The 17072-nt window shown below is 50.8% G+C and carries 16 protein-coding genes; 11 read left to right on the forward strand and 5 right to left on the reverse strand.

All coding sequences use genetic code 11. The features are described 5' to 3' along the window. The first annotated feature begins 118 nt into the window (after window positions 1-118). The 3 genes from corA to AC5JMP_RS20060 all read left to right on the forward strand — a co-directional run bounded on the left by corA (window position 119) and on the right by AC5JMP_RS20060 (window position 2668). Window positions 119-1243 (forward strand): magnesium/cobalt transporter CorA, encoded by a 1125-nt coding sequence (gene corA / locus AC5JMP_RS20050; RefSeq protein ID WP_495853257.1) that lies wholly within the window; start codon window positions 119-121, stop codon window positions 1241-1243. Between the two features lie 165 nt (window positions 1244-1408). Continuing rightward, on the forward strand, window positions 1409-1921 hold the full coding sequence (locus AC5JMP_RS20055) for an adenine phosphoribosyltransferase (protein ID WP_495853258.1): 513 nt from the start codon (window positions 1409-1411) through the stop codon (window positions 1919-1921). A gap of 276 nt (window positions 1922-2197) precedes the next feature. Next, window positions 2198-2668, forward strand: coding sequence for a DUF4079 domain-containing protein (locus AC5JMP_RS20060; RefSeq protein WP_495853259.1), 471 nt, complete (start codon window positions 2198-2200; stop codon window positions 2666-2668). A 210-nt stretch (window positions 2669-2878) separates the two neighbouring features. On the opposite strand, the gene cruG is transcribed toward AC5JMP_RS20060, so the two are convergent. The 3 genes from cruG to AC5JMP_RS20075 all read right to left on the reverse strand — a co-directional run bounded on the left by cruG (window position 2879) and on the right by AC5JMP_RS20075 (window position 6755). Further along, window positions 2879-4093, reverse strand: coding sequence for a 2'-O-glycosyltransferase CruG (gene cruG / locus AC5JMP_RS20065; protein ID WP_495853260.1), 1215 nt, complete (start codon window positions 4091-4093; stop codon window positions 2879-2881). A gap of 6 nt (window positions 4094-4099) precedes the next feature. Beyond that, a complete protein-coding gene (gene cruF / locus AC5JMP_RS20070; protein WP_495853261.1) occupies window positions 4100-5026 on the reverse strand; it encodes a gamma-carotene 1'-hydroxylase CruF in 927 nt (308 codons plus the stop codon). A gap of 193 nt (window positions 5027-5219) precedes the next feature. Then, window positions 5220-6755 carry an adenylate/guanylate cyclase domain-containing protein gene (locus AC5JMP_RS20075; RefSeq protein WP_495853262.1) on the reverse strand — a complete coding sequence of 512 codons (1536 nt, stop codon included), beginning with the start codon at window positions 6753-6755 and terminating at the stop codon, window positions 5220-5222. Window positions 6756-7090: 335 nt separating this feature from the next. On the opposite strand from AC5JMP_RS20075, the gene AC5JMP_RS20080 reads away from it, so the two are divergent. The 6 genes from AC5JMP_RS20080 to AC5JMP_RS20105 all read left to right on the forward strand — a co-directional run bounded on the left by AC5JMP_RS20080 (window position 7091) and on the right by AC5JMP_RS20105 (window position 13006). After that, window positions 7091-8260 carry a F420-0:Gamma-glutamyl ligase gene (locus AC5JMP_RS20080; protein WP_495853361.1) on the forward strand — a complete coding sequence of 390 codons (1170 nt, stop codon included), beginning with the start codon at window positions 7091-7093 and terminating at the stop codon, window positions 8258-8260. Window positions 8261-8285: 25 nt separating this feature from the next. After that, the gene (locus AC5JMP_RS20085; protein ID WP_495853263.1) at window positions 8286-9575 is read left to right on the forward strand and encodes a GNAT family N-acetyltransferase; all 1290 of its coding nucleotides are present in this window, start codon (window positions 8286-8288) and stop codon (window positions 9573-9575) included. A gap of 119 nt (window positions 9576-9694) precedes the next feature. Beyond that, window positions 9695-10150 (forward strand): Holliday junction resolvase RuvX, encoded by a 456-nt coding sequence (gene ruvX, locus AC5JMP_RS20090; protein ID WP_495853264.1) that lies wholly within the window; start codon window positions 9695-9697, stop codon window positions 10148-10150. A gap of 141 nt (window positions 10151-10291) precedes the next feature. Beyond that, window positions 10292-10918 (forward strand): DUF3727 domain-containing protein, encoded by a 627-nt coding sequence (locus AC5JMP_RS20095; RefSeq protein ID WP_495853265.1) that lies wholly within the window; start codon window positions 10292-10294, stop codon window positions 10916-10918. Between the two features lie 152 nt (window positions 10919-11070). Continuing rightward, complete coding sequence (mltG, locus tag AC5JMP_RS20100) at window positions 11071-12294, forward strand: endolytic transglycosylase MltG (RefSeq protein WP_495853266.1); 1224 nt, start codon at window positions 11071-11073, stop codon at window positions 12292-12294. 190 nt (window positions 12295-12484) lie between these two features. Continuing rightward, window positions 12485-13006, forward strand: a complete 522-nt coding sequence (locus AC5JMP_RS20105; RefSeq protein ID WP_495853267.1) for a YqeG family HAD IIIA-type phosphatase — start codon at window positions 12485-12487, stop codon at window positions 13004-13006. A gap of 31 nt (window positions 13007-13037) precedes the next feature. Here the strand turns inward: AC5JMP_RS20105 and AC5JMP_RS20110 are convergent, their stop codons facing one another. Both AC5JMP_RS20110 and AC5JMP_RS20115 read right to left on the reverse strand, forming a co-directional pair. Continuing rightward, entirely contained in the window at window positions 13038-13400 is a 363-nt protein-coding gene (locus AC5JMP_RS20110; protein ID WP_495853268.1) for a Lin0512 family protein, read from the reverse strand. Window positions 13401-13677: 277 nt separating this feature from the next. Continuing rightward, the gene (locus AC5JMP_RS20115) at window positions 13678-14199 is read right to left on the reverse strand and encodes a pentapeptide repeat-containing protein (RefSeq protein WP_495853269.1); all 522 of its coding nucleotides are present in this window, start codon (window positions 14197-14199) and stop codon (window positions 13678-13680) included. Between the two features lie 454 nt (window positions 14200-14653). On the opposite strand from AC5JMP_RS20115, the gene AC5JMP_RS20120 reads away from it, so the two are divergent. Both AC5JMP_RS20120 and AC5JMP_RS20125 read left to right on the forward strand, forming a co-directional pair. Beyond that, window positions 14654-15028: a rhodanese-like domain-containing protein gene (locus AC5JMP_RS20120; protein ID WP_495853270.1), complete on the forward strand. Its 375-nt coding sequence runs from the start codon at window positions 14654-14656 to the stop codon at window positions 15026-15028. Window positions 15029-15199: 171 nt separating this feature from the next. Next, window positions 15200-17041: an ABC transporter substrate-binding protein gene (locus tag AC5JMP_RS20125; RefSeq protein ID WP_495853271.1), complete on the forward strand. Its 1842-nt coding sequence runs from the start codon at window positions 15200-15202 to the stop codon at window positions 17039-17041. The last annotated feature ends 31 nt before the right edge of the window (window positions 17042-17072 follow it).

Genomic DNA, 17072 nt, shown 5'->3' on the forward strand with positions numbered 1-17072 from the left:
AACTTGTCTGCCTTGTCTGCCCTGAATCTTGCTCTGAATCTGACTAACCTGCACTATGACTCATCAATCTTCGCTTTCATCGCCTCAACACAACGGGATGCGTTCACACTCATTTGCTATGCCTCCCCTTGACGAAGATGAAGAGGAGTCTTACGTAGACTATTTTCATGACGCGCCAGGGACAATGCCGGGAACCTTGGCGATCGAATCTAATGCGCCTCACCCCGTGATTTTTCTGATCGACTACTGCGACGACAATGCCATCCGCATCAAAATTGACCAGCCTGAAGACTGTGCGCCACATTTGGATACAGAGTCGGTGTCTTGGGTGGATGTGCAGGGCTTGGGTAGTGAGGACGTGTTGCTGCGGTTGGGCAAAGTGTTTGATCTGCATCCACTGATGCTAGAAGATGTAGTCAACGTACCCCAGCGCCCCAAGGTGGAAGAATATCCCGATCAGCTTTTGCTCATTGTGCGGATGGCGACCCTGAAAGAAGACGGCAGGAGTTTCACCAGCGAACAGGTCAGCTTTATTTTAGGTAAAAATCATCTGCTGACCGTGCAGGAAGAGCCAGAGTATGACTGTTTTGGGCCTGTGCGCGATCGCATTCGCACCAATCGCGGCGTCATCCGCTGCCAAAAGGTTGATTACCTCGCCTATGCGCTAATTGATGCCCTGATTGATGGGTTCTTTCCAGTGCTGGAAGCCTATGGCGAAATTATTGAAGACTTGGAAGAGGAGGTCGTCAGGAATCCCAATCGCCAGACGCTACAGAAAATTCATGCCTTGAAACGAGAGCTGTTGGACTTGCGACGGGCGGTTTGGCCGCAGCGAGATGCCATTAATTCTCTGATTCGGGACGGCAACCCGCTGATTAGCCCAGAGGTGCGGATCTACCTGCGAGATTGCTATGACCACATTGTGCAGGTGCTAGACATGATCGAAACCTACCGAGAGCTGGCTTCTAGCTTAATGGATATCTATGTCTCCTCGGTGGGTAACAAAATGAATGAAGTTATGAAGGTGCTGACGATCATTTCCACCATCTTTATTCCGCTAACTTTTATTGCTGGGGTGTACGGCATGAATTTTGATACCGACCAGCCAGGAAATATGCCAGAGCTAGGACAGCCCTACGCTTACGTCATCTGTTGGATAGTGATGATTGCGATCGCTGCTGGACTCATCTTTTTCTTTCAGCGGCGCGGCTGGTTCGACAATTTTTCGGGCATCAAGAATTAATGGCGTGGCTGATTTTAGGTATGAGTTTTTTTTGAAAGGGGCACTCCGCGACCTTATTCAAAAAAAATTATACTCAGGCTAAGCAATGCCGGATTAATTTCTAGCTTCTGGACTGTAGCCGCTGAATGATAGGATTTCTACGATCGCCCAACCTGCGTAAAACCCATGGATTTGAAGTCTCTGATTCGGGACGTTCCCGATTTTCCCAAGCCCGGTATTGTGTTCAAGGACATCACGACTCTTCTGGATAATCCAGAGGGTTTGCGCTACACCATTGACGCTTTGGCTGAAAAATGTGCTCCGCTGGCGATCGACTACATTATTGGCATTGAATCGCGCGGCTTCATTTTTGGGATGCCGCTAGCCTACAAAATGGGGCTGGGCTTTGTACCCATACGCAAGCCGGGTAAGCTACCTGCCGCCGTTTATTCGGCTGAGTATGCGTTGGAATATGGAACCGATCGCGTCGAGATGCACCAAGATGCCATGCGCCCCGGCAGTCGCGCTTTGATCGTGGATGACCTAATTGCGACAGGTGGAACGGCGGCAGCAGCAGCAAAGCTTGTTAAACAGGCGGGCTGTGAGATTGCTGGATTTGCCTTCATTATTGAGCTGCTGTTTCTAGAGGGTCGTAATAATTTGCCTGACGCGCCAATTATTACCATGCTAGATTACTAGCTCGTTGGGCTGACTAGAGAGATTCAAGTTGATCAGACAAGCTTTGTGGGGGCAATCTTGTAGGTTGACCTCCAAACGCTCTGGGCAAGTATGCTAATTTTTATGAAGATCCTTGGCGATCGCCACCCTAACCAAAGCGGTTGCCAGTTTGCTTAGGGCATTTGGGGTGGGGCGCTTCACGCCCCACCCCAAATGCCCCTCTTCTAACCGCTTTGGCGGCTGTCATAATCAGGTCGAAATACACAGGTCGAAATATTATTAGCAGGTTAGAACACTATGAGCTTTGAGATTCCAGAATCAGTTAAAGTTTGGAGTCAGTTTTTCCATCCCGTTCTTATGTGGGTGCTGCTGGCGCTGACGCTCTACTCAGCCTATCTTGGCGTTCAGTGGCGACGTGCCCGCAATGCTGAAGGAGACGCTAAAAAAGAGCTGCTCAAGGGCAAATTCAATACACGCCACTATCAAATGGGTTCGATCTTGCTAGCGCTGATGATACTAGGCACGATCGGCGGTATGGGAGTCACGTACCTCAACAACGGCAAGCTGTTTGTTGGCTCACACCTTCTGGCAGGATTAGGCATGGCGGGATTAATTGCCACTTCGGCATCGCTATCGCCCTATATGCAGAAAGGCAATGAATGGGCGCGTTCTGCTCACATCGCTCTGAATACAATTTTGACCGGAATATTTTTCTGGCAGGCTGTGACTGGCGTACAGATTGTGCAGCGCATTATCAGCAAGATGTAGAGAGTCTGAGCTACTCATGGGATGGACATCCTGATTTATCCCATGAACAACAATTTTCAAGGTTTAGCGGCCTTGCTGTGCAGACTAAAGCTGTCGCCAGTTTGGGAAATTTTGGGTGGGGCACTGCGCTCTCCACCCAAAATTTCCCTCTTCTAACCGCCTTGGCGGTTGCCATGAATCAGTATTTTTAGAGTGCTGATGAACGATCGTTCAGCTTTTGGTAGAGCCATAGATGCGTCCGCGCCATTGAGTCGGCGTGCGGAGAGCAGACAGGAATATGCGATAGGCGGCAAGAGGATCGGCTAAAGGCGACAGCCAGAAGCTCCAGGATGCTCTCGCCTGACTAAAGTCATAGGAAGGCGCGATCGCCCACAGCAATCCCACCCGCATCGCTATCAGCCCCAGATTTAGCCCTAGTGCGCTCCAGGCTGTCAGCGAACCATAGCCCAGGACGATCGCTCCAGCCGTCCCAACGACAGCAATCATCGGCAACCCCTGCACGGCTGCTAAGAACGCCACATCCCCCCAGGTTTGCGCCGGGGAAGCCGCATCTTTAAGATCGAGCGATCGCCCCCACTCCCGCCAAGTCTCGGCGGCTCCTTCATACATCCGCACCCTTATCAACCGAGATCCATCCAAAAAGCCAACTTTTGCACCCAGTTTGGCAGCGTTGCGGGCGAGGGTGACATCATCACAAAAAGAGCTGCGGGCGCTCGTGTAGCCATCTAAGGTTTTGAGAAGCGATCGCCGACACAGGAAGCACTGTCCGTTTGCCATGACGCGATCGGCTTCAGACTCGCTTCCTGCTGCCCCAAAACGATAGATCAAGGTGATCAGCAAAGCTGGCTGGAGCCAAAATTCTCCCAAATCTTTGAGAATAAACTGAGGAGCAAGCGAAACCAGATCGTATCCCTGTTGCTCAGCCACTTGGATCAAACTCGCCACCAGTCCGGGCTGCGGATAGGTGTCTGCATCAATGCCCAAAATCCATTCGCTCCCAACTGAGCTGTGGAGGAATCCGGTATGCAGCGCCCAAGGGCGACCCACCCAGCCCGGAGGCAGCGGATCATCCGTGATTAGCCGCAGTCGGGGATCGCTTACCTGAGCAGCTTTCACCCGATCGATTGTGCCATCCTGCGATCGGCTGTCTACCACAATCATCTCTCGCACTTCGTAACTCTGCCGACTCAGCCCTTCTAGACAAGGTGCAATCCGGTGGACTTCATTCAGAGTTGGCACCACAATACTGACCTGCCCTAACAAATCAGGCGTTGCAGGCTGGAGAATAATCGGCGGAATGCGGCGAGGGGCTTGCAGCAATCGAGACAGCAGAATTGCCACTGCCGGGACTTGCACTAACAAAAGCAGAAGGGCGATCGCACCTATGACACCAGACAACGTACCGTAAAGCTCAGGAAATTGCACAAAAAATCACTTGCTAGGAACAGGAGCAACGTTCAAACTGCCCACTTCATCAGAAGCCATCTCAGCCACGCCAGCGCTATCAAATTGAGGCATCTGACCTAACCGCCCCCATCTCCAGCACAAAACCGCCGGAAGCACCCCTAGCAGCAGACCCAAGACAATGGGAATCCAGAACCCCGCCGCCATACTCATGACCATTGCAAAGGTGAAATTTCCCAGGTAAACCACAATGGGCAAGTTTAGGTCAGCAGCTTGCAGCACGGGCGATCGCTTGCCCCACAGCAGCACAGCCACCGTCATGAATACAATGCCTGTGCCCATCCAGCCCACAAAATTCTGATAGGGCATTCCAAAAAACGCCCCAGGATGGTGCCAGTACCAAAAAGGCATCGTCGTTTGGCTCATTGCGGGGTCAAGTACAAAGTCCCAGGAGGTGAGCAGCAGCGCCCCTAAACCGATCGCTCCCGCCTGCGCTAACCAGCCAAATTGAGGCAAACGGCGGCTCAGACCCGTCCGAGCCAGCAGATAAGCCGAAAGACCTAAATAAAACCAGGAGAGCGGGATTGTGAAAGGCACGAGTCCAGAGATTTTGTAGCCTAAGCCGCTTAGGTAGCTGTAATCCCCAAACGGAAAGCCTGTGCTGGTGCCCAAAAGTTCGCTGCTTAGGGAGATGCCGATCGCCGGAATCATGAACATTAGCCAGTTGCGTAGCCCCAGAGTCCGGTAAGCATAGAGGGCAACGGCGATCGTCCCTAACACAATGTAGGCAACGCCACCACCCGCCATACTCCAACGAAACATCATTTGTCCAGCCGGCAGCAGCGACAAAAACTCAGGGTGGGGTGCCACTAGCAAAATGCCAGCCAGCCCAAATGCCATTGATACCAGATGACCAATCAGGCAAAAACGCTCAACGTTCATCACTCGCCCCATCACAGACTCCTAGACTCTAAAGACCTAATCTTAAAACTTGAATCTCTAAATCTTAAATATTTGAATTTAAGCGCTTGACCCGATCGCAATTTTGGTAAATTGCAAATCCCACGTCTCTGTCAAGATTACTGCAAAATTATAAGATTTGTAAATTCTAGAGACAACCTCAATTCTGGATATCACGGCTTGCGCTTCATAACTTGCCTATGAGCCAATGGGTTGCGATTTCGCCAAAGCCCCGAACTTCAATGACTCCCCGACGCTCAAGCCAATATTTGTTTTTCAGCCGATCGAAGGTGGCAGGAGCGATCTGAATGTATCCTGCTTGCCCTTGGGTTTCCATGCGGCTAGCGAGATTAACGGTTTCGCCCCATAGGTCATAGGAAAACTTTTTTGTGCCAATCACGCCTGCTACAACGGGCCCTGTATTGATGCCAATTCTGAGCTGAAAGGGTTTGCCTTGGCGCGTCGGAAATTTTGCTACTGTCTGCAACATGGCTAACGCCATGTCTGCTACTGCCTCAACATGGTCGCTCTGTGGATTGGGCAAGCCCCCTGCAACCATATACTCATCGCCAATGGTTTTAATTTTTTCTAAGCCGTACTGCTCGGCAAGTTGGTCAAACGCCGAAAAAATTTGGTTGAGTATCTCCACCATTTCTTTGGGAGGAACTTGAGCCGCGAAGGGGGTAAAGTTAACCAAATCGGCAAACATAACCGTCACGTCGGCAAAGCTGTCAGCGATCGTTTCGGGCTTGCGTTTTAGGCGCTCGGCGATCGACTGTGGCAAAATGCTGAGCAGCAGCCGCTCGGCTTCTTGGCGCTGGAGACGCAGCTCGGCTTCAGTAAGGCGACGCTCGGTCGTGTCTTGTACGGTACCTTCGTAATAGAGAACCTCGCCGCTCTCGCCGCGCACGGCTCGAACATTTTCTGAAATCCAAATAATGCCGCCGTCTTTGCGGTAGACCTGCGACTCAAAATCCTCTACTTTGGCGTAGCGCCGCAGATATGCGTTTAGCTCTTCTCTGCGACCCGGACGGACGTAAAGACTACAAATATTGGTGACAGAAATCATCAGCTCTTCTGCCGAGGCATAGCCGTAAATTTTGGCTAGGGTAGGATTAGCGCTGATGTAGCGACCGCTGGAGGTGACTTGAAAAAGCCCTTCTAGACAGTTTTCAAAAATACTGCGGTACTTATCCTCTGCCTTCTGACGTTCCGTAATCTCGTGATGCAGCCGCTCATTTTGGAGCTGAAGCTCTTGGCGGAGTCGCTGTAACGTCAGGTGAGTCTCGACACGAGCCAATACTTCTGCAAGTTGAAAGGGCTTCGTGATGTAGTCTACGCCGCCCACAGCAAAGGCTCTGATCTTGTCCAGCACCTCATCTAAAGCGCTGATAAAAATGATGGGAATATCGCGGGTCTGCTCGCTGCTCTTGAGCTTTTGACAGATGGTATAGCCGTCCATTTCAGGCATACAGATGTCCATTAAAATCAGCTCAGGCGGCAGGGTGGCGATCGCCTCCAATGCCAGCTTCCCCGTCTTTACGGCTCTGACCGCATACCCTTTCTGGGTTAGCAAACGAGAAAGCAGCACCAGATTATTTGGCGCATCATCTACGATTAAAATACTTCCCCGGCTGGCTTCGGGTGGGTCGCTGTTCATCGTCCCCATTTGACCGTCGATTAGAGTAAATTTTCCGCTGGAGCCGTACACAGCGTCTAGCATTTTAGATGGACGATCGCAAAAGATTGCTTAAGATACCACTTAGCCGAGAATTTATCTGTATAGCTCTGAGCGAATGCAAACTATTCACTTCCTAGACTACTCTCCCAATCTTGCAGCATCAGCATAATTTTGTAGCCTTAGCTTGAGATGGACTCAGTTTGTTCCCCCTCCTATCCAACATTAAGGCTCAAATCTGGGTTAAAAACTAGAAGATTGCAGCTGACGCACCAAAATCGTCCTAAAAGATTGCGGCAAAGATCGTGGCAAGGGGGACTGATTCCCATAGACTGGCTATTGAATACCTGACGATACAGAGTTGACGGAAGATTGTGGCGATCGCAAATGTTATCGGGATTGTCTTAGCAGCGCTAGTTATTTTTACTGCCCTCAGCCTGCTGTTGTTTGAAATGCAGTTCCGCCGCCGTCTAGGCAATCTGCTAGAGGTTACGGCTGGAACCTGGGATTTGGCAGTTTATGAACCGGGCTACTACCGACTGGTGGGCGACTTAGATTTAATCAATCGCACCCAGCGCTTTGAGATTATGGTTCCCCAGCTAGAGGCAGAAGCCACGCTGCTGTCCAAGGGCAGCCTAGAGGGCATTACAGTCCAGACTAAGGCGATCGCCTGTCACCCGGATGCAGCAGCACGACCCGATGGCTACTGGTTTGCCTACATCGTCAAGCAAAAGCCGACTCAGGTGAAGATTGTTCTAGATATCCGGGGAGAAGATTTAACGGCTTTGCAGGCAGCTTGGGTGCGGGTGAAGTATGTGACCTATGGCCCTGGCGGTCGTCTTCCCAAGATGCGGCATATTGTTGTACCCCTAAAATTTCCGGTCGCAGAAGAATCGCAGCGCTGGCGACCTACCGCCACTGCGGACGTTTTGCCCGTGCGAACCCACCTGCTCAGCCAGCTAGACGATCCGGTTGAGGTGGTCAAGCGCTATGTTTTACCCCACGCCCAGCCGGGAGATATTGTGACCTTGGGAGAAACGCCCGTGGCGTTGATGCAGGGGCGGTTTCGGCATCCTTCAGATATCCATCCGGGCTGGCTGGCAAAACGGCTTTGCTACTACTTTCTGCCCACTTCTAGTCTCGCTACCGCCTGTGGTCTGCAAACCTTGGTGGATGCTGAGGGGGCTTGGCGCGTGTTTTTTGCCTTTGCCGTGGGGGCGATCGCCAAAAAATTCCTCAATAGACCCGGCGTTTTCTATCAGCTTGCCGGAGAACAGGCTCGGCTGATTGATGATGTGACGGGTACCTTGCCGCCCTACGATCAGTTCATTGTCTTAGGACCTAAAAACCCGCAGCAGGTCGTTGACCAAATTCAGCAAGAAACGGGGTTGGCGGCGGCGATCGTAGACGCGAATGACTTGAAAGCGGTTAAGATATTGGCAGCAACCTCTGGACTTTCTGACAAATTTCTGGAACAGGCTCTGATTACTAACCCGGCTGGCAATGCCGACGAGCAGACTCCACTGGTCTTAATTCGTCCGACGGGCTGACCTGATTAACTTAATCTTGATCCCCATGACTTCAGCGCTTCCCCAAACCTCAACGCTTACGATTCGCCCGTTTCAGCATCGCGACTTAGATGCGATCGTCAGTTTGGCGACCTCCGAAACAGCAGTCGAGTCCAGCAGCACGGTCGAATCCAGTGACAAAGATGTTGATTTGGGGCGGCAAATGCAAACCGTCCGGCGTTGGTATGGGCTGCTCAAGTGCCTTAGCCTTTTCCCTAACCCCTTAAGATACTTTTTCTGCACCTATGTTGCCGAGCAGGTTTCGCAAGTCTGCGGCATGATTCAGGTTGCGCCCTTTAATAAAACCCGCAGCACCTGGTACGTCAAGCAGGTCACGGTTGATGCGGCGATTCTAAGCGGCATAACTTCCCTGTCTAGCGACATTGGCTCTCAGCTCCTGCGCCACTGTTTTCAGGCGATTTGGGAAGCGCGTACCTGGCTGATTGAGGTCAACGTCAACGACAAATCTACGCTGGCGCTCTACCGTCAGAATGGCTTTCAGACTCTAGCTCATCTCACCTCTTGGGCGATCGCTTCAGACATATTGCAGGCTTTGGCAGAGCGAGAGCCAGACTTGCCAAATCTCTTGCCCGTAAGCAACGCAGATGCCGTCTTGCTGCATCAGCTAGATACGGTTTCTATGCCGCCTCTCATTCGTCAGGTATTCGATCGCCATGTGATTGATTTCAGGAGCGGTTTGTTTGGCTCGATCGTAAAGCGAGTCAGCCATTGGCTCAATAAGACTGATTCAATTAGCGGCTATGTGTTTGAACCTCAGCGCAAGGCAGCGATCGGCTACTTTAATCTCCAGTTTTGCCGAGATGGCTCTCGTCCGCACTACGCCGAGCTGACGGTACATCCTGCCTATACCTGGCTCTATCCAGAGCTTTTGGCGCAGATGGCGCGCTTGGTCAAGGACTTGCCGCCGCAGTCGATCCATCTGACCTCAACGGACTATCAGCAGGAACGCGAAGAGTTTCTGGAGCAGATAGGCGCGACTCGGAGTGAGCACACGCTGATGATGTCTCGCTCGGTTTGGCACAAGCTACGCGAATCCCGGTTTGTTGCCTTAGAAGGATTGCAGCTCTCTGAGGTGCTTCAGGGTCTACAGCCCAGCCGCAAGCCTGTACCCGGTCGATTCTCCTTTGTTGATTCAATTCCTCAAGACCCTTCTACGGGTGTTGTGCCGCCCTTGAAGGTGGATCTAGCCAAATCTGAACCTGCTAAGTCAGATCGGGTAAAACCTGAGAAAGGATTTTCCCTGACTGAGTCGGATAATGCCGAGCTATCTAACTAGAGCTGCTAGATGCAAGGCTCAGGTAGGGTTCAAGAGGTAGTAATTTTGTGTTGCATAGGTTTTGCCCCTACAACGAAAAACCATAACTTGAATATCGCCAATGATAGGAGTGCGACACTATGGCTGATTCCTTCGATCGCCTATCGGCACTGGGCTTAGATGTGGGCAGAAAGCGGATTGGCGTAGCCGGATGTGATGGCACGGGTCTGATCGCGACTGGACTGACCACAATTGAACGGCGATCGTTCCTAGAGGATGTGGCGCAAATTCGGGACTGGGTGCAGCAGCGGCAGGCTGAGGTTTTGGTCGTGGGTTTACCCTATAACATGGATGGCTCCATCGGCTTTCAGGCAAAGCAGGTGCAGAAGTTTGCCGATCGCCTCCAAGCGTCTCTACAACTCCCGGTTGAGTATATGGACGAGCGCCTGTCTTCGGTGCAGGCTGAGCAGTTTTTGAACGCTGAAAATCGCCCCCTCTCCCAAAATAAGGCGTTGATCGATCGCAAGGCAGCCGCTATCATTTTGCAGCAATGGCTAGATGAACGGCGCTCCAAACGTCAAGCTGACAAAGGATGACTTTCAATTAATGGCTTTGAGCAAATTCATAACTTTAGTCGCTTCTCTGCCAATCTGCTAACCGCTTGTGCACCGATTGCGGGATACTTGGGGAGTGTCTTTCAGGATAAGTTAGCCCTCCAACAAATCTGAGCTGAAGCTATGACAAGAAAAAATTTGGGAATGGACGAAACAGCAATGGAAGATGATGCGCCAACATTAAGTTTGACCGACGAACAGGGGCGATCGCTGCTGTGTTACGTAGAACGTTCCCTGCCCATAGAAGGCTCAGAATACGTCCTGCTGCTCCCAGTCGATAGCCCGATTGAAATATTTGCCTGGGAAGAAGATGACGAATCTGAAGACGACGACGAAGTTTTAGTAGACATTGAAGACAGTGAGCTAGACGAAATCTTTGCGACCGCTAAAGCCGTTCTGGCTGAAGAGAATATGGCGCTTCAAAGAACGGCTCTCACCATGACCGCCAGCGGTGACTTACCTGAAGTTGCCGAAGAAGACATCATCACATTAGATATTGAAGATGATCAGGGTCAGCTTAATTTTGAACAATTTCAGCAGTTGGCCTCCTTCTTCCATGAGGATCAGGAGTATGTGATCTGCACCCCTCTCGATCCCCTGCTATTTTTTGCGCGGATGAACAGCAGCGGTCAGCCAGAACTGCTGTCAGCTGAGGAGTTTCAGCACTTGCTAACTTTAGATGAGTTTAAGGCAATCCAATCCGAATTAGAGCAACACGCCGATTCTATGGATGATGACGAAGAAGATTAGATTGAGCGCCAGATCCTAGATTTTGAGATTTAATAGTCTAAAATTTCATCCCTGGGTCGGGCCAGATGTTTGGTGATTTAGATACTTGTAATCTGGGCGCTCAAAACGACCAATGCCCACAGCCTGCCCCAGAGTCTCGCCTTCTACCAACTATGAAAACAGAGAAAACGGCAAAAACGGCAAAAATAGAAAAAACGACAAGAACAGGCGGCAGCTTCTCCAAATGGTTCTTCTATCTACTGTTGTTTCCTGCCGTCTTGGGCATCTGCACTTGGCAGGGTTGGGCATGGTGGAGTTGGGCAAGCGCTCCAGTGGATCAGCCCGGTACCGTCTCTGAAGCTGGTGCTTCTAGCGCTCAAGATGCGGGTCAGAATCAGGCGGTGCAGATTAAGATTGCTGAAGGTACTTCTGCACAGCAAATTGGTGAAGACCTGAAGGCGGCGGGTCTGATTCGATCGCTAGATGCCTGGAATCTATGGACAAAATGGCAATCTCTGCAAAATCAGGCAGGCAGTTTTCAAGCCGGAGCCTACGAGATTTCTCCTTCCGAATCTTTGCCCAACATTGCCGCAAAGCTCTGGGAGGGTAGAGTTGTAGAACGCAGCTTTACGATTCCGGAGGGTTGGTCGATTCAGCAGATGGCAAAGTATTTTGCCGAGCAGGGCTTCTTCTCTGCCGAGGAGTTTGTGGCGGCAACTCAGACTATTCCCCGCGATCGCTTTCCTTGGCTTCCCGAAAACCTATCGAGCTTGGAGGGCTTCCTCTATCCAGATACCTACCTATTTGCGGGGCAGCTCACCGCTCAAGGCACTGTTGATCAGATGCTGGCTCAATTTGAGCAAGTTGCTCTCCCGCTCTATCAACAGGCAAAGGGGCAAACCCCCTACTCGCTGATGGAATGGGTGACGCTCTCTAGCATTGTGGAAAAAGAAGCGGCTGTAAGCCAAGAGCGCCCTCAGATTGCCAGCGTTTTTGCCAAGCGTCTGAAGGAAGACATTCCTTTAGCTTCTGACCCTACTGTGGAGTATGGTCTTGGCATCCGGCAAACTAAAGAGCAACCGCTAACGCTAACCCAGGTAAATACGCCTTCGCCCTACAACACTTACTTGAATGCTGGGCTACCTCCCGCGCCGATCGCCAGCCCCGGACGTGCCAGCCTAGAGGTTTCTGTTAATCCAGCCGATACTGAGTATCTTTACTTCGTAGCACGCTATGATGGCACCCACGTCTTTAGCAGAACTTTGGCAGAGCATGAATCCGCTCAAGACATCATTCGCGACGGGGTAGAAGCGGAGCAAAGGTCTGCTACACCTCAGTCTCCAGCTTCACCTACTCTGGTTTCCCCAACTCCAGCTTCTCCAACCTCTGTAAACTGAAGTCGGAGCCTTTGAAAGCAGAAGCCAACCTAAAATCTCGAATTCAGGAGCCAGAATTCAGAATTGCCACCCTTGATCCTTCTGAATTCTGGTTGATTCAGCAGATTTCAGGGGACAATAAATATAGAGCAAGCGATCGCCCATGTTTGTTCGACTGTAATGATCACGATCTATCTAAACACTCTTCGCCATGTCCTGGGGCAAACTCCTTCAACCTGACTTAATTTTAGGAAATTCCGTGCTGGATCTTACGCCTGAAATTTTGCAACGGCATAATTTGAAAGGGCTTGTGCTAGACGTGGATGAAACCCTGGTTCCCATGAGCATGGCTGAAACCTCAGACGAACTGCGTCTATGGGTTGAGCGACTTAGCCCCACGATCGATCTATGGTTGGTGAGCAACAACCTTAGCCAAACCCGCATCAGCCGTATTGCCAAGTCGCTGAGTCTACCCTACATCTTGGGTGCGCGTAAGCCCTCACGTCGTAAGCTGCGGCAAGCGGTGACGGCAATGAACCTGCCCGTCGAACAGGTCGCCATGGTGGGCGATCGCCTGTTTACAGATGTGCTGGCAGGCAATCGTTTAGGTATGTTTACGATTTTGGTAGAGCCGATGGTCAATCCAGAGCAGCTGCAACAGCGCTACCTACTGCGAGACTTGGAAGTTTGGCTCTCTCACTTTCTGGGCGTTTCCGTGATGCCCAAGCCGTAATCAAATTTTGGCTAAAACTAAATATCGACCACTAAATATCAACCAGTACAGTAACCGAGGCGATCGCCACTAGCATCTCATCATTTTTGTCGTTGAGGCTAGCGATCGCCCGTCCTTGCACAATCATGCCGCCTGCTATGACCGTGAGCATCTTCTGACCAAAGGGTAGAACCGCCAGAACTTCGGCTTCACGGACTTGTTCTGCGTAAGGAACCGCAATTTGCACTTCAACAATCATCTGATCTGGGTTGTCTAGACCCGCAACTTCCCAAACTCCTGGTAGGGCATTGTGGGCGATCGCGTTTCTCACGGCTCTAGCTGCTGCAACCGTCGGATCCTGACCATGTTGATCGATCCCCATGCCCATCTCAATTATCAGGCGTTTCAGAGCCATCTCAATTTCCTCAGGTAGCAACCGCCAAGGCGGTTAGGACAGGGACATTTATGGTGGGGCGTCGCGCCTCACCATAAATGTCCTAAGCGAACTGGCGACAGCCGTAGCATTTAAATTCTAAACAGGGCAGATATTTTTTGAGAGCCGCACTTCGCGCGGCTCTCAAAAAATATCTGCCTCACAACTAGTTTAAATGGGTATCAGTAAGTTGTATCGGTACCACAACCCCCATTCGTTGAGAGAAGCCTACTGTGAGTAATTTACGGGTTTTCATTCTTTAGCGCTCCCGATGTCCATCTGGATAAATTGTGGACTCATCGACCAAGGCACGATCGAGATTGGCTGACTGGGCGCGAAACAAATTACACTGACCCAAATCAGCCCCATCGAACTGAGCCTCTGCCAAATTAGTATTAGACAAGTCTGCGCCCACCAAATTTGAGCGCTTTAGGCTAGCGCTACGGAGGTTAGCGCTACGTAAATTGGCTGTGGAAAGGTCAGCCTCTTCTAACTGTGCGTATGCTAAATCGGCTCGCAAAAGACGGGTTCTCTGAAGTTTGGCATTGACAAAGTTAGTCATTTGCAGCCGAGCATGGCTGAGTTCTGCATCCTGAAGTTGAGCATTTTGAAGATTTGCTCGACTGAGATTGGCATAGGGTAAATAAGCCTTGCTGAGGTCACTGCCTCGTAGGTCGATATCTTGCAAATTGCATTCAAATAAATCCACTTGACTCAGATCAACCTCTCTAAAATCTCGTCTGCCGTTTTGATATTCGGTCAAAAGGGCCTGAACAGTCATTCTTTGCATACCTACAATACGAACCTTGAAACGCAAATCTGAAAGCGCAAATTTTGAAGTATGAGGCTTTGTGAGGGCGATCGTCCTCACAAAGCCCACTGCACCCTTGACCATACCCTCAACCCTAAAAAGCCTTGAACAAGTTGAGTATTTATGCTCACTATCTTTTGTAAGAGTTTACGGATATCGGTCAGAATTTGCGAAATACTTAACTTTTTTTCAAGATCTCTTCTAGCCTCTTCTAGCGGTTTGGCAAAGAGCTTGGATGATCAGAACTTGCCAGCCTTGATCCGATCGCTCAATCCGATCGGATTGAGCGATCGGATTGAGCGATCGCTCAAGGAATAGATGCTGTTTAGGTTCCTTTCGTCAAGGTTTCCTCAATAAAAATTTGCACAACATGAAAGGAGTTGTTACATTGCAGGAAAGGCTCATCCTCACACCCTGCACTCGCATGAATCTTCTCTTTGGCATTATTCCCACTCCAGAGCCGCTCAAGCCTCAATCCCGCGTCTATGATTTGAAAACTCGCCTAGATTGGGGTGAGCCAGCGCTGACGATTGTGGACATACGCGATCGCCAAGAATTTAATTTTTGCCGCATTATGGGCGCCGTAAGCTTGCCCGTGGAAGGATTGGTTGGTCATGCTTTGGTCAACTTTGAGCTAAATCGCGATCTCTATGTTTATAGCGATGCGGATGAAGACACAGTGGCGGCAGCGGAGAAGCTGCGTCAGGTCGGATTCCGCAATGTCTCAGAGCTGCAGGGTGGTCTACCCGCTTGGAAAGCCATGGGCTATCAGGTAGAGTCAGGGAAAGCGATCGGTTGAGGTTTAATCAGGGATGAATTTTGTACAAGAGGGACACTCCGCGCCTCTCTCGTACAAAAGTTCATCCCCAAACCCAACGACGATTCTCTAGGCTAGAGTTCAGGATGGCAATTGGTTCAAGATGGCAATTCAAGACTATGATCCAAGAAAGTTCTGTGAAGACAAGCTTCCATGGTTTCTAGCGGTTGGACATTTTGGAGACAGGGTCAGAGGTTAGGTCAGCAATTGGGGCGGAATCGTGGGCTTGCAGCCCTGCTGGCGATCGGTCTAGGGGTAGCAGTTTTCCTGGGTGGCTGTAGTGCCGATCAGATTAGGGTAAATTCAGCGAGAGGATCGCAGCTCGTTGTTGCTGGGGTCGATCCCAAAACGTTTAACTACCTGCTGAGTCAGGAGGTGCCTAACGTATTCAACCGCATTTACTCAGGGCTTCTGACGGAAGATGGCATTACGGGCGAACTCTCACCCGGTTTAGCAGAGTCTTGGGAGGTTTCTCCCGATAAACTCCGTATTACCTTTACATTGCATGAAGGGCTGAAGTGGTCGGATGGGGCACCGCTGACAGCAGACGATGTGGTATTCACGTTTAACGATTTAGTTTTTAATGAGAAAGTCCCGACTTCCAATCGGGACGCACTGCGCATCGGACAGAAGGGGCTGCTGCCGCAGGTACGCAAAATTGACGATCGCCGTATTGAGTTCATCTCGCCAGAGCCGTTTGCGCCATTGGTGAGGGCGATCGCAGGGGGCACAGACAGCGGTGTTGCCATTCTGCCCAAGCATATTCTAGAAAAGACCGTCCGTGAGACGGATAGCGATGGGCAGCTTAAGTTTCTCTCAACCTGGGGCACCAACACCGACCCAAGTAAAATTGTGGGTAGCGGGCCTTACGTAATGTCAAGCTACACGCCCAATGAGCGTGTGATTTTTCAGCGGAATCCTTACTATTGGCGTAAGGATGCTCAGGGCAACCCGCTTCCCTATATTGAGCGGCTGATTTGGTCGATCGTCGATTCAGGAGAGGCAAGCCTGATGCAGTTTCGATCGGGCGACTTAGACGTGGCAGGCGTGGGCGCAGCAACTTTTTCGCTGCTGAAGAAAGAGGAAAAGCGCGGGAAGTTTACCATCATTAACTCTGGCGCTTCAGGAGGAGCCTCGTTTATTACGTTTAACCAAAATCAGGGCAAGCGCAACGGTAAGCCGCTAGTTGATCCCGTTAAGTCTCGCTGGTTTAACACCCTGGCGTTTCGACAGGCGGTTGCCTACGCGATCGATCGCCGCACCATGATCAATAATCTCTATCGGGGCTTGGGAGAGCCGCTTAATTCAAGCATTTCGGTTCCCAACCCTTACCATCTGCCTGCTGAAAGCGGTCGAATCAGGGTTTACGATTTTGACCCTGAGAAATCGAAAAAGCTGCTTTTGGATGCAGGATTCAAATACGACAATCAGGGACAACTCTTCGACGCTGATGGCAATCGCGTTCGGTTTACGCTACTCTCTGTGGCGGGTGGCAGCGGCAACAACCAATTAGAGGCACAGCTTCAGCGAGATCTGGAGCGAATTGGTATTCAGCTCGACCTGCAACTTGTGACGTTTAACGTCCTTTTGGATAAGACCAGCCAATCGCTAGATTGGGAATGTATCCGCCTGGGTTTCTCTGATCCCGATTTTGATCCCAATGGCGGCACAAATGTCTGGCAGTTAGACGGCAGGCTGCATATGTTCAACCAATCTCCCTCGCCTGACAAAGAGCCGATTGAAGGGAGAGTCATTGCCGATTGGGAAGCTAGGATGGCTCAGCTTTACGCAGAGGGGGCACAGACCTTAGATGAAACCAAGCGCAAGGAAATCTATGCCCAAACCCAAATTTTGGCTCAGGAAAACCTGCCCTTCATTAACTTGGTCAACTCTCTATCCATGGTGGCAGTCCGAAATGATATTCAGGGCGTGAAGCCCTCTCTGCTCAAGGGCACCTTCTGGAATATCTATGAGTTGAAGAGAGCAAAGAGCTAAAAAGAATCAAGAGCGTTGCTAATTTCATACC

The organism is Drouetiella sp. (genome assembly GCF_059504425.1).